At 70.8% G+C, this 11,554-nt stretch carries 9 protein-coding genes and 1 tRNA gene; 6 read left to right on the top strand and 4 right to left on the bottom strand.

The features are described 5' to 3' along the window. Nucleotides 1–96: 96 nt before the first annotated feature. Nucleotides 97–2,841, bottom strand: coding sequence for an SCO7613 C-terminal domain-containing membrane protein (locus ACFQ7F_RS23135; RefSeq protein ID WP_383273321.1), 2,745 nt, complete (start codon nt 2,839–2,841; stop codon nt 97–99). Between the two features lie 93 nt (nt 2,842–2,934). Between ACFQ7F_RS23135 and ACFQ7F_RS23130 the strand changes: the two genes are divergently transcribed. Both ACFQ7F_RS23130 and ACFQ7F_RS23125 read left to right on the top strand, forming a co-directional pair. Beyond that, complete coding sequence (locus tag ACFQ7F_RS23130) at nt 2,935–3,381, top strand: SRPBCC family protein (protein WP_383273319.1); 447 nt, start codon at nt 2,935–2,937, stop codon at nt 3,379–3,381. A gap of 62 nt (nt 3,382–3,443) precedes the next feature. Further along, a tRNA-Val gene (locus ACFQ7F_RS23125) sits at nt 3,444–3,515 on the top strand. Between the two features lie 73 nt (nt 3,516–3,588). On the opposite strand, the gene ACFQ7F_RS23120 is transcribed toward ACFQ7F_RS23125, so the two are convergent. Further along, nucleotides 3,589–4,314, bottom strand: a complete 726-nt coding sequence (locus ACFQ7F_RS23120; protein WP_383273317.1) for a 3'-5' exonuclease — start codon at nt 4,312–4,314, stop codon at nt 3,589–3,591. A gap of 169 nt (nt 4,315–4,483) precedes the next feature. On the opposite strand from ACFQ7F_RS23120, the gene ACFQ7F_RS23115 reads away from it, so the two are divergent. The 3 genes from ACFQ7F_RS23115 to thrS all read left to right on the top strand — a co-directional run bounded on the left by ACFQ7F_RS23115 (nt 4,484) and on the right by thrS (nt 8,396). Then, entirely contained in the window at nt 4,484–5,050 is a 567-nt protein-coding gene (locus ACFQ7F_RS23115; protein ID WP_383273315.1) for a DUF4365 domain-containing protein, read from the top strand. Further along, nucleotides 5,047–6,288, top strand: a complete 1,242-nt coding sequence (locus tag ACFQ7F_RS23110; protein ID WP_383273327.1) for a hypothetical protein — start codon at nt 5,047–5,049, stop codon at nt 6,286–6,288. The genes ACFQ7F_RS23115 and ACFQ7F_RS23110 overlap by 4 nt, the downstream gene beginning before the upstream one ends. Nucleotides 6,289–6,419: 131 nt before the next feature. Further along, nucleotides 6,420–8,396, top strand: a complete 1,977-nt coding sequence (gene thrS, locus ACFQ7F_RS23105; protein ID WP_383273313.1) for a threonine--tRNA ligase — start codon at nt 6,420–6,422, stop codon at nt 8,394–8,396. Between the two features lie 38 nt (nt 8,397–8,434). Here thrS and ACFQ7F_RS23100 read toward each other — a convergent pair whose 3' ends face one another. Next, the gene (locus ACFQ7F_RS23100; protein WP_383273312.1) at nt 8,435–9,091 is read right to left on the bottom strand and encodes a potassium channel family protein; all 657 of its coding nucleotides are present in this window, start codon (nt 9,089–9,091) and stop codon (nt 8,435–8,437) included. Nucleotides 9,092–9,158: 67 nt separating this feature from the next. On the opposite strand from ACFQ7F_RS23100, the gene ACFQ7F_RS23095 reads away from it, so the two are divergent. Beyond that, the gene (locus ACFQ7F_RS23095) at nt 9,159–9,722 is read left to right on the top strand and encodes an HIT family protein (protein ID WP_383273310.1); all 564 of its coding nucleotides are present in this window, start codon (nt 9,159–9,161) and stop codon (nt 9,720–9,722) included. 6 nt (nt 9,723–9,728) lie between these two features. On the opposite strand, the gene ACFQ7F_RS23090 is transcribed toward ACFQ7F_RS23095, so the two are convergent. Continuing rightward, nucleotides 9,729–11,396, bottom strand: a complete 1,668-nt coding sequence (locus ACFQ7F_RS23090; RefSeq protein ID WP_383273308.1) for a hypothetical protein — start codon at nt 11,394–11,396, stop codon at nt 9,729–9,731. Between the last annotated feature and the right edge of the window lie 158 nt (nt 11,397–11,554).

The raw sequence follows: 11,554 nt of genomic DNA, 5'->3' as shown, positions 1-11,554 counted from the left end.
GGCTTAAAGCCTCCGGGCCGCAGTCGTATTGGCTTGTTTTCCCGTGCGGCGCAAAGGAATTGATGCCCCGTCGGCTGCCGCGCGGAAAAGGCGGGGTCAGTGCATTCTGCCGAGAACGTCCCGGACCCTTCGTGCGTCACGCATACGCTGTTCGTACGTCGCGCCGATGGCGAGAAGCAGGAGACCGGCGAGCGCGGGCGGCAGCCAGCGCGGCAGGGCGTCCACCACCTGGACGATGTAGGGCGCGAGTTCGTGCAGCGCGTCCAGGGCGAGAACCGTGCCGCCGAGCACAAGCGGAGCCTGCAGTCGGTGCCGGGCACCCACCAGCGTGATCAGCAGCGCCGCCGTGCCGAGGAGCAGCGGACGCTGCCAGTGCGTGTCACCCCAGGTGGCGATGAGGCTCGGCAGGAGCGTCGCTGTGAGGCCGGGGCCGTAGGCCGTCCAGGAGGACGTGTCCGGGACGCGACGGCGCCGCAGCGCGCCGATCAGGAGCGCGGGGACGGTGATCGGCAGGGTGTAGGCCTCCGGCGTTTCGACGTCCCAGGCGGCCAGGCGTACCCAGGTCGCCAGGAGGAACAGTGCCCCGGCCGCGTACCCGACAGGGCGGCGGTCCGTGCGGAGCGCGGTGCCCGCGGCGATGACACCGCCGAGCGCGAGGGCCAGGGCGAGGGTCGTCGCATGCTCCGCGGTGAGGACGACGGCGAATCCGCCCGCGAGCGCCCCGGCGATCTCGACCGGCAGCGTCAGCGGGTGACGGCCGAGCCGGGCCGCGGCGAGGGCGCTGAGCGCCGGGACGACGAGCATCAGGAGCCCTATGTGGTCCGCGCGCAGGTCCAGGGCGGCCCCCGAGGCGCAGGCGAGCGCGGTGGCGTACGCGACCGAGGCGCAGGCGGTGGTGACTGCCACGCCCGAGGTGGTCCCGGGGCGGCGGGCGGCGAACACGGTCACCGCCAGCGACAGCGCCGTCAGAGCGCCGAAGGTGCCGAGCGTCGCCGGAGCGGTGGCCAGCGCCAGAAACGCGACGCTCACCGAGGAGGCGACCGCCAGGCTCAGGGAGGTGAGGGCCACCGCATTCGACCGCACGCGCGACGCGGCGGCGAGCAGGGCGGCGGTGAGTGCGATGTACGCCGATACGCCGGCCGCGTAGGGGAGTTGGAGTGCGGAGGGGAGGATGAGGAAGGCGGCCCAGGCGAGAGCAAGGGCGCCGGAGCGGGCGATGCCGGGGTTGTCGAGGTGCGGTGCGGTGGGCGGCGCCGCGGCGGGGGAGGGGACGCTACGCCGCCCTCCGCCGGGGCCTGCGGTGGGGCCTGTGCCGGGCTCTGCGTCGGGACCTTCGCCCGGTCCTGTGCGGGGACTTGTGCCGGGTCCTGCGACCAGACCTGAGATCGGCCCTGCGTCGGGGCCTGCGTCGAGTCCTTCGCCCGGCTCTGAGCTGGGCTCTGTGCCACGGGCTGTGGTGGGGGAGAGGGGCGGTTCGCCGTGTCGCTGTGCTCCGGGGCCCGTTCCGGCCTCTGTGGAAGGGGTGGTAGGCCGTGCGGCAGGGGCCGGTGCTGCATGTGTCGGGGTTTCAAAGTGCTCGGTGGCCGTGGGTAGCAGTCGGGACGCCGCGACCAGGACCCCGGCGACGACCGCGAGTACGAGCGAGGCGGTAAGGGGGTGCTCCACGGGTAGTCCGGGCACGGCAACGGCGCCGTCCATGCCGTGCGGCGCACCCGACCAGACCTTCCCGGCCCAACTCGCGGGCCCGGCAAGTGCGGAGACGAGCGCGGGCAGCGTCCACAGTGCCGCGAGCGCGTGCACCAGGAGTGCCGCCCCGGCGACCCCACGCAGGACGGGGCGAGGCAACGCGGTGCGTACGAGTGCCAACAGGGCGACGGCACACGCCAGATAGCAGGGAACCGTCCACGCGGCGGGCAGCGCCTCGCGCAGCATGCCGCCGGCCCCGGCCGCCACGAGCAGACCGCCCGCGAACGCCGCACCCGACGCCTGCGGAGCCTGCGTGATCAGCCACGCCGCCACCAGTGCGATCGCCGCCGCAAGCATCAGGAGCGCGCCCGCCCGCAGCGCGTCGGGCACATCCGTGGCCGCCCAGGACAGGTAGCCGGCACCCACCGCACCCCACAGGCCCGCGGCGCAGGCGCCGACGGTGGCGACGACGCGTACGCCCGCGTCGCCGACCCGCAGCGCGACGGCGACGTCGAACGCCGCCGTCACCAGGAGCGCCGCCGCCGTCGCGTGGTCACCCGCGTCCGCGGCGCTCACCCAGAGGAACAAGGGCAGTTGCGCGGTCGCCATGGCCAGCGGCAGAGGCAGCCGCAGCTCGCGGAACGCCAGGCCGTACGCCGCCCACAGCGCGGCGAGCACCGCGGACGCGGCCGCCGTGTAGCCGATGCCGTCGGCCTGTGGCAGGGCGACGGCATGGAGGGCGTACGCGTCGAGGACGGTCAGGGCGATGCCGAGCGCGCCCACCGTCTCCGCCGTCGAACGCAGCTTCCGGCGCAGCAGCGCCGCGGGCACGCCGAGTGCCGTCAGCGTCACGGCAGCGAGGACGGCACTGCGCCCTCCGATGCCCAGATGCCCCCAGCTCACCAGCGTGAAGGCGATCGCCGCGATGGTCAGCAGAATGCCGCCCAGGGTGAGCAGCACGTTCTGCACGTTCGGCGGTGTGGCTTCGGGGCCGCGGACCGGCCGCGGGGAAGCGGGGGCGGGTGCGGCCGCCGCCTGGAGGGCGCCGAGCAGCCAGGCGCGGCGCTGCAGCAACTGTGTCCTGCGCACGTCGAGTCGACGCAGCTCCAGGTCGAGGATGCGGAGCTCCTCGGCCGGGGGCGGAATGTTCGTCATGTCGGTGGAGTGTGGTCCAGGACACTGCGGCGGGCATCGGTTCGGATACTCAGTACGTACTCAGATCGGGCGCCCTACCGGCAGACTCGGTCCATGGACTGGAGCCACTACCGCTTCCGCAGCGTCTGGAACGTGCCCGCGCCGACCACCGACGTGTACGCCGTCCTCGAACGCGCCGAGGACTATCCGGCGTGGTGGCCACAGGTGCGCGAGGTGGCGCCCGTGGACGAACACACCGGCACCGCGCGTTTCCGCTCCTTGCTGCCGTACGACCTGTTCGTCACCGGCGAGGAACGGCGCCGCGACCCGGAGGCCGGGATCCTGGAGATCTCGATGACCGGGGATCTGGAAGGCTGGGCGCGCTGGACCGTCACGAAGGTGTCCGGCGGGACGCGGGCCGTCTACGACCAGGAAGTGGTGGTGCGCAAACCGCTGATGCGACGCCTCGCCGTTCCCGGGAGACCCGTCTTCCTCCTCAACCACGCGCTGATGATGCGTGCGGGCGAGCGAGGCCTGAAGGCGCACCTCAGGCGGGGCTGACGGTCCTCGCGGAAGCGGTTTGAAGGAAACCCGCGAAGACCTGTATTGTTCAGTCCGTTCCCGGGCGATTAGCTCAGTGGGAGAGCGCTTCGTTCACACCGAAGAGGTCACTGGTTCGAACCCAGTATCGCCCACCCGGAGAATGCCGGTCCGTCACCGACGGACCGGTTTTTTCATGCCCTCAGGCCAGTGCCAGGCCGGCAACCCTCAGGCGGCCGCGGGCATTTCAGGACGCAGTGGCCATGCGGGATCCACCGTTTCCGGCGTACCGCTGCGCGCGAACCAGGCCTGCAGACCGCGCGCCTGCGCCGCGTGCCACACCGCCTGCAGCGCGTGCAGTTCGGCCGGCGAGAGCCGTTCGAGCCGGGAGGCGAAACGCTGCCCCACGGCGCGTACGACATCCAGCGCGGCCTGCGCGTCGGCCGCCGCGTCGTGCGCCTCGTCAAGCTCCACCGCGTAGTGCGCACACAGATCCGTCAGCGTGCGACGGCCCTTGCGGTACCGGTCGAGCTGCTTGTCCAGGACCCGCGGATCCAGGACGCACAGCGGCGAGCCCGCCATGTAGCGGTCGAGCGACGACGCGCGGTGCCTGCGCAACTCCCGGTCGAGGATCGTCAGATCGAACGGGGCGTTCATGACGACGATGGGGCGGCCCGCGGCGCCCTGTTCCGCCAGTTCCCTCGCTATCTCCTCCATCACCGGCGCGGGCCAGCGGCCGTTGTGCTGCAGATGTTCCTCCGTAAGTCCGTGCACCGCGGTGGCGCCCGCGGGCACCGGAACGCCCGGGTTCACCAGCCAGCGGGTGATGCGCGGGCGGGTGCCCGCGCCTTGCTGGACGACGACGGCGGCCGACACAATGCGGTCGGTCTCGACGTCGACGCCCGTGGTCTCGGTGTCGAATGCGGCCAAGGGCCCCTCGTACCAGCACGTCATAGTGACGCAACTCCTCGTTCATGTCCGGCAGATGGCTTTCCTCCCCTGCCCACGCTGGTGATACCCGGGCCGTTTGCGCTGTACGCAGCCCGGAGACAACAGAGGTACAGGGTTTGGAAGTTGACCGGCCCGAAGCGGGGATTCACTGGTTCGGAAGGCACGTTGGAACATGGCGCTCGCGCAGCCCGAACAGGGTGGGCTGCTGCCCGAGCGGATCGCACCGCCGCGCGGCACACTCGCCACCACCGCCTGTATGGAGACCCTTCAGGTGGGTTATCTGCACGCTGTCGCCGCCGCGGCGGGGTGCTCCCTCTCGCAGCCCTTTCCCGACAACGGAATCGACTGGCACGTCAGCCACAGCGCCCCCGGGCACACGGTCGACGACGAAGTCACCATCAAGGTGCAGCTCAAGTGCACGTACCAGATACCGCCGAATCCACCGGGCGCCGCCTTCTCCTTCACGCTCGACAATCCGCACCTGGAGAAGCTCGCCCGCACCCCGGTCGCGGTGCACAAGATCCTGGTCGTGATGCTCGTGCCCCGGTCGCAGGACGACTGGCTGCGCGCGAGTCATGACCGGCTCGACCTGCGGCACTGCTGCTACTGGACCAACCTCGCCGGACACCAGGTGACCGGCCGGCGCAGGACCACCGTGCGCGTCCCGACCTCGCGGATCTTCGACGACAAGGCCCTCTGCGAGATCATGACGCGGGTCGGGACGGGAGGGAGACCCTGATGCACCGCCCGATCGAAGAGCCGCTACGCCCCGCTCGCCCGCACCCCGTTGAAGCCGCGGGCGCCTGGCCCGATCCCCGGAGCCCCCTGGGCCCTCCCGACCCTTCGCAGGTCGACCCCGCCGTGCTCGGCGCGCTGCTCGACCGGCACGGCTGGAACCGGCGCGGGGGAGCGGCAGGACGCTACGCCCGCTGGACCCCGCCGGGGCCCGGCGGCTCCGGCACGAGTCTGCTCGTGCCGGAGAGCAGAGCCTTCCCCGACTGCGACGACCTGCTCGGCGATGCGCTCACCGCCCTGTCGCGCAGCGCGTCGCCGTCCGCGCGTGACGTGCTTGTCGGGCTCACCGTGCCCAGCGACGAGATCCGCTGGTGGCGGGACGTCCCGGCAGGCCCCGCGGGCGCCGCGACCTGGACGGCGGAGGAGCAACTGAGGGCGGCGGCACGGCAGATGCTGCTCGCGGGGGCGCTCGCGGCGCGCGGCCGTGCCGGGTACTACGGGGCGCGGCACCGCGGGCCCGCCGCCGCGTCCCTGGAGAACGTCCTGGTCGGGCCCGCTCCCGGCGGGCGGCAGCTGACCGCGTTCGTGCCCGTCCTGACCGGGCGGCTCCTCGCGGTGCGGCTGCACCAGGCGCTGTACGCGGTCCGTGAGGCCGTCGACTACCACCGCGCCACCGGCGGCATGGACGCCTTCGACGGCGCCGTCGAGGCGGGCGTCAGCCATGAGCTGACGGAGGCCGTCGTGGCCCTGGTGCGGGGCACGGAAGGGGCGCGGGTCGCCGTGGAGTGGGCGCCTGCCGCCGGGGTGCCCGAGGGATGCGCCGTGGATGCCGAGCCCGTCGAGTTCTCGCCCGGTGACCTGCCGGTGCTCCGGGAGGCGGGCGCCCGCTATCTGCGGGACGAGCCGGCCATGCCGGTACGGATCACGGGGTCCGTGGTGCGGATGCGGCGGTCGGGGCCGCGGGGCGAGGGCACGGTGCGGGTCCGGGTGCTCGCGGGCGTGGACGTCCCCCACGTACGCATGACCCTCGACGAGGAGTCGTACCGCATCGCGGGCCATGCCCATCTGGTGGGGCTGCCGATCCGGGTGCACGGGCGCCTGGAGAGCCGGGGCGGCTTCAGGCGGCTCACCGGGGCATCGGGAGTGGTGCCGGTGCAGGTGGACGAGGCGGAGAAGGACCGCCTGATGAAGTCGCTCCAGGAGCATCTCGACTTCTTCGAGGAGGCGTGCGGCGGGGACTGAGGCGGGGCGCGGCCGATGCCCGGGGGATACCGGGGGATAACCGTTTCGCGATGGGCGCCCCCGGCTCGGTACGATTCGTATCGCGCGCAGGAGCAGATCTGCCGCGACCCCCTTCAGGTAGGAGAAGACCGGTGTCAGACGTCCGTGTGATCATCCAACGCGATTCCGAGCGGGAAGAGCGCGTGGTGACGACGGGCACTACGGCCGCCGAACTCTTCCCCGGTGAGCGCACCATCGTCGCCGCCCGCGTGGCCGGCGAGCTGAAGGACCTCGCGTACGCCGTACAGGACGGCGAGGAGATCGAGCCGGTCGAGATCTCCTCCGAGGACGGCCTGAACATCCTGCGGCACTCCACCGCACACGTGATGGCGCAGGCCGTGCAGGAGCTCTTCCCCGAGGCCAAGCTGGGCATCGGCCCGCCGGTCCAGAACGGCTTCTACTACGACTTCGACGTCGAGAAGCCCTTCACTCCCGAGGACCTCAAGGCCGTCGAGAAGAAGATGCAGGAGATCCAGAAGCGCGGCCAGCGCTTCTCGCGCCGCGTCGTCACCGACGAGGCCGCCCGCGAGGAGCTCGCCGACGAGCCGTACAAGCTGGAGCTCATCGGCATCAAGGGTTCCGCGTCCAGCGACGACGGCGCGGATGTCGAGGTGGGCGGCGGCGAGCTGACCATCTACGACAACCTCGACCCGAAGACCGGCGACCTGTGCTGGAAGGACCTCTGCCGCGGTCCCCACCTGCCCACCACCCGCAACATCCCGGCGTTCAAGCTCATGCGCAACGCCGCCGCGTACTGGCGCGGCAGCGAGAAGAACCCGATGCTCCAGCGCATCTACGGCACCGCCTGGCCCACCAAGGACGAGCTCAAGGCGCACCTGGAGTTCCTCGCCGAGGCCGAGAAGCGCGACCACCGCAAGCTCGGCAGCGAGCTCGACCTCTTCTCCATCCCGGAGCAGATCGGCTCGGGTCTGGCGGTCTTCCACCCCAAGGGCGGCATCATCCGCCGGGTCATGGAGGACTACTCGCGGCGCCGCCACGAGGAGGAGGGGTACGAGTTCGTCTACACCCCGCACGCCACGAAGGGGAAGCTCTTCGAGACCTCGGGCCACCTGGACTGGTACGCCGACGGCATGTACCCGCCCATGCAGCTCGACGAGGGCGTGGACTACTACCTCAAGCCCATGAACTGCCCGATGCACAACCTGATCTTCGATGCGCGCGGGCGTTCCTACCGTGAACTGCCGCTGCGCCTCTTCGAGTTCGGCACCGTGTACCGGTACGAGAAGTCGGGCGTCGTGCACGGTCTGACCCGTGCCCGCGGCTTCACCCAGGACGACGCGCACATCTACTGCACCAAGGAGCAGATGGCGGACGAGCTCGACACGACGCTCACCTTCGTCCTGAACCTGCTTCGCGACTACGGCCTGACCGACTTCTACCTCGAGCTGTCCACCAAGGACCCGGAGAAGTTCGTCGGCTCGGACGAGGCCTGGGAAGAGGCCACCGAGACCCTGCGCAGGGTCGCCGAGAAGCAGGGCCTCCCGCTGGTCCCCGACCCGGGCGGCGCCGCCTTCTACGGCCCGAAGATCTCCGTGCAGTGCAAGGACGCCATCGGCCGCACCTGGCAGATGTCGACCGTGCAGCTCGACTTCAACCTGCCGGAGCGCTTCAACCTCGAGTACACCTCGCCGGACGGCAGCAAGCAGCGTCCGGTGATGATCCACCGCGCGCTCTTCGGATCGATCGAGCGGTTCTTCGCGGTGCTCCTTGAGCACTACGCGGGCGCGATGCCGCCGTGGCTCGCCCCGGTGCAGGCGGTGGGCATCCCCGTCGGGGACGCGCACATCCCCTACCTCCAGGAGTTCGCGGCCGAGGCCAAGAAGAAGGGCCTGCGGGTCGAGGTGGACGCCTCGTCCGACCGCATGCAGAAGAAGATCAGGACGCAGCAGAAGCTGAAGGTCCCCTTCATGATCATCGTCGGTGACGACGACATGAACGCGGGCACGATCTCCTTCCGCTACCGCGACGGCTCGCAGGAGAACGGCATTCCGCGCGACGAGGCGCTCGCCAAGCTCGTCGGCGTGGTGGAGAGCCGCGAGCAGGTGTGACCTGACCCCGCGCAGGCGGGAAGAGGCCCCCGGGACGTTCAGCGTCCCGGGGGCCTCTCGTCGTCCTCCCGCGTGAACACCTGGAGCAGCCACGAGGAGAACGAACCCGTCACCGCGCCGAGCAGCGCGAGGCCGCAGAACATCAGACCCACCGCGACCAGGCGCCCCACCGGCGTCACGGGTGTCTCGTCGCCGTAGCCCACGGTCGCGAGCGTGGCCGACGCCCACCACACGGCGTCCCCGAAGGTACGGATCGTCGCGCCCTTCGCCGCGTGCTCATGCTGATAGACGGCAAGCGACGCGGCGAAGCCGAGGAGCAGCGCCGAAAGACCGGAGTACGTCACCACGCGCGCGTGCAGCGCGAGACGCGGCCTGCCGTGCCTGCGCTGGACGGTCTCGTAGATGTGCACGACGCGCAGCGGCCGGAGCAGGGGCAGGACGAGGACGAGCGTGTCCAGCCAGTGGCTGCGTACGAAGGACAGGCCCTGGCCGCTCAGCCGCCACCGCACCGCGTAGTCCACGGCGAACGCGGCCCAGGCCGCGAGGAGCACCGTGAGACAGACGTTGCGCCATACCCCGGGCAGCCCCGAGGCCAGGACCAGTACCGCGTACGAGGTCAAGTAGAGAAGCGAGGCCACGGCAAGGAGCGCCTCCGTGCGTTTCTCCCAGCGTGCCTGACGGCTGTCATCGGTCATCGACCCAGCTTCGCCGTGCCGCACCCGGCGGGCGCCCCGCCGACACGCTTCGATCGGGCTAAGTCATATGCTTCACTGCATGACGAGTGAGCCGGAGCAGCAGATCGGAGTGGGGACGCAGGACGCGTTCCAGCGCCTGTGGACGCCCCACCGGATGGCGTACATCCAGGGCGAGAACAAGCCGAGCGGTCCGGGCGCCGACGACGGCTGTCCCTTCTGCACCATCCCGGCCAAATCCGACGAGGACGGTCTGGTCATCGCGCGCGGCGAGCAGGTGTACGCGGTGCTCAACCTCTACCCGTACAACGGCGGCCATCTGATGGTCGTGCCCTACCGCCACGTCGCCGACTACACGGAGCTGACCGCCCCGGAGACGGCCGAGCTCGGTGAGCTCACCAAGCAGGCCATGACGGCGCTGCGGGCCGCGTCCGGCGCGCACGGCTTCAACATCGGCATGAACCAGGGCACGGTGGCGGGCGCCGGCATTGCCGCGCATCTGCACCAGCACATCGTGCCGCGCTGGGGCGGGGACACGAACTTCATGCCGGTCGTCGGGCATACGAAGATCCTGCCGCAGCTGCTCGCGGACACCCGCACGATGCTCGCCGACGCCTGGCCCGCCGCCCGCTAGGGCGACTCACGCGTCGTACACGTCCGCCTTCCTCGGCATCGGGTCCTGGACCGCGCCGCTGAGGAGGCCGGAGCGGTTGCCGAACTTCTCGGTGTCCACACCGTTCTCTTCGAGGACCTTGATCGCCGCCGAGTGCACCACGCGGAGCACCGGCGTGGCCGCGCGCAGCGCGTCGTCGGCCATGAAGCGGTGCCGCCACGGCTTGTCGGCCCAGGCGTGCCGCAGGCCGAAGGGCTCGGGCAGGACCAGCTTGCCGCCGAGGTGGTCCAGGATCGGCGGGTACCAGGTGAAGGGGGCGCGGAGCGCGAGGCGAACGACCTCGTCCGCGTTGACGAGCGGCAGCTTGCGCTCCGTGGTCTCCCAGAACTTGATGGGCTTGGAGACCTTCTTGACCTTGGGGTCGGGCTTGCTGGTGAACAGGGAGTGGACCGGGCCGAGCGCGTGGCCCGTGACCTCGATGCGCAGGGTCTCGTGCAGGACGGTCACCGTGATCAGCATCGTGATGACCAACTGGCCGTCCCAGAGGGTGAACTGGCAGCCCAGATAGTGCCGGTCGCCGCCGCCGAACTGCTGCTCGTTGCAGATCCGCTGTATCTCGTGGCCACGGACCTGGAAGGCATCGACCTCCGTGCCGCTGGGGCGAGCCACCGCCTTCGCGTTCTCCCCGATGGGGGTGACGATCCAGTGCTTTATCGACGGGGTCGGGAAGCCACCGGTGTGCAGCGGGCCGCGCTCGAGCAGACGCAGCTGGTCGTGCACCGCCCGGATGATGTCCCAGCTGCGGAAGGGGTGGATCTCCGTGCCTTCCTTGCTGGAGACCAGCTCCTCGGCGAGCTGCCAGCTGCCCCAGCGCGTGCCCATGCCCAGTATTCCCTTGGGGCCCGCATAGAAGACCGAGTTGCTCTGCTGCTCGGCCGAGAGGCGGGCCAGGCCCTGGCGGAGCTGCTCGGCGGCCGTCTCGCCCGGGCTGCCCGGCACCGCCTCGGGGATCTTGGCGCCGATGCCGCCGCCGGCGAGCAGGCTCGACCAGCGCTCACGCAGGCCCCTCGCGGTGCGCTCGGCGATCAGCTTGGCCCAGAACCAGCCCGCTACGGGGACGACGATCGACGCGCGTATGTACCAGCCGAGGGGGCCGCCGATCGGCAGCTTGATGAGAAAGATCACGGCGAGGACGCCCACGGCCACCAGGACGGCCGTGGCGATCGCGCTCGCCCGCTTGTTGTCCCGCTTGATGACCGCCTGCTTGGCGGTGAAGAGCAGCAGCCAGACGAGGAGTCCGGGCAGGAAGAGCAGCCCGCACAGCACCATCACGACGGTGAGCCAGCGATCGCGCTCCTTGCGGATGTTGTTCGCCGCGAGGCAGTGCTCGACGATCGACTGCGGTTCCATGCCGAAGGACTGGATGAGCGGTTTACGGGCACCGCCGAGCATCCGCACCTGCACGGCCCGCGCGAACGCCTCGCCCATATTCGGCGCGAAGAGCGACCAAAGGCCTTCCTTCACCTCGGATTTGTGCCACTCGTTGTTGGCATCGAGGATCTTCGAGGCCTTGTCGTCGCGGTACGCGGCCGACGCCAGGGCGTGGGTCGCCGCCGTCTGTCCTGCGGCCCCGGACAGCGGGACCTGGGCCCCGGGCCTGAAGTCGAATACGTCGTCCGCCACTGCCGCCCCCATCGCCGCAATACTTCGCTGCTGCGGCTCTTCCCGACTTCCCTGCCTGGCACACCTGTTGATCAGGTCATCAGCGTATCTGTGCGCACCGACATCCGGCAGGGGACATCCGGATGCCGCTCGCCCGCACAGGGCGTAACTGGCGGCATCCGGCGGGTCGT

The sequence above is a fragment of the Streptomyces sp. NPDC056486 genome (genome assembly GCF_042795295.1).
Lineage (GTDB): Bacteria > Actinomycetota > Actinomycetes > Streptomycetales > Streptomycetaceae > Streptomyces.
The sequence above is the reverse complement of the archived record's forward strand: the minus strand, read 5'-3'. Positions and strand labels throughout refer to the sequence as shown.

Excerpts from the sequence above, each read along its gene's own strand:
- ACFQ7F_RS23095 (WP_383273310.1), top strand. The coding sequence starts at position 9,159 with ATGCTTCACTGCATGACGAGTGAGCCGGAGCAGCAGATCGGAGTGGGG.
- ACFQ7F_RS23100 (WP_383273312.1), bottom strand. The coding sequence starts at position 9,091 with ATGACCGATGACAGCCGTCAGGCACGCTGGGAGAAACGCACGGAGGCG.
- ACFQ7F_RS23130 (WP_383273319.1), top strand. The coding sequence starts at position 2,935 with ATGGACTGGAGCCACTACCGCTTCCGCAGCGTCTGGAACGTGCCCGCG.
- ACFQ7F_RS23135 (WP_383273321.1), bottom strand. The coding sequence starts at position 2,841 with ATGACGAACATTCCGCCCCCGGCCGAGGAGCTCCGCATCCTCGACCTG.
- ACFQ7F_RS23090 (WP_383273308.1), bottom strand. The coding sequence starts at position 11,396 with ATGGGGGCGGCAGTGGCGGACGACGTATTCGACTTCAGGCCCGGGGCC.
- ACFQ7F_RS23120 (WP_383273317.1), bottom strand. The coding sequence starts at position 4,314 with ATGACGTGCTGGTACGAGGGGCCCTTGGCCGCATTCGACACCGAGACC.
- ACFQ7F_RS23115 (WP_383273315.1), top strand. The coding sequence starts at position 4,484 with ATGGCGCTCGCGCAGCCCGAACAGGGTGGGCTGCTGCCCGAGCGGATC.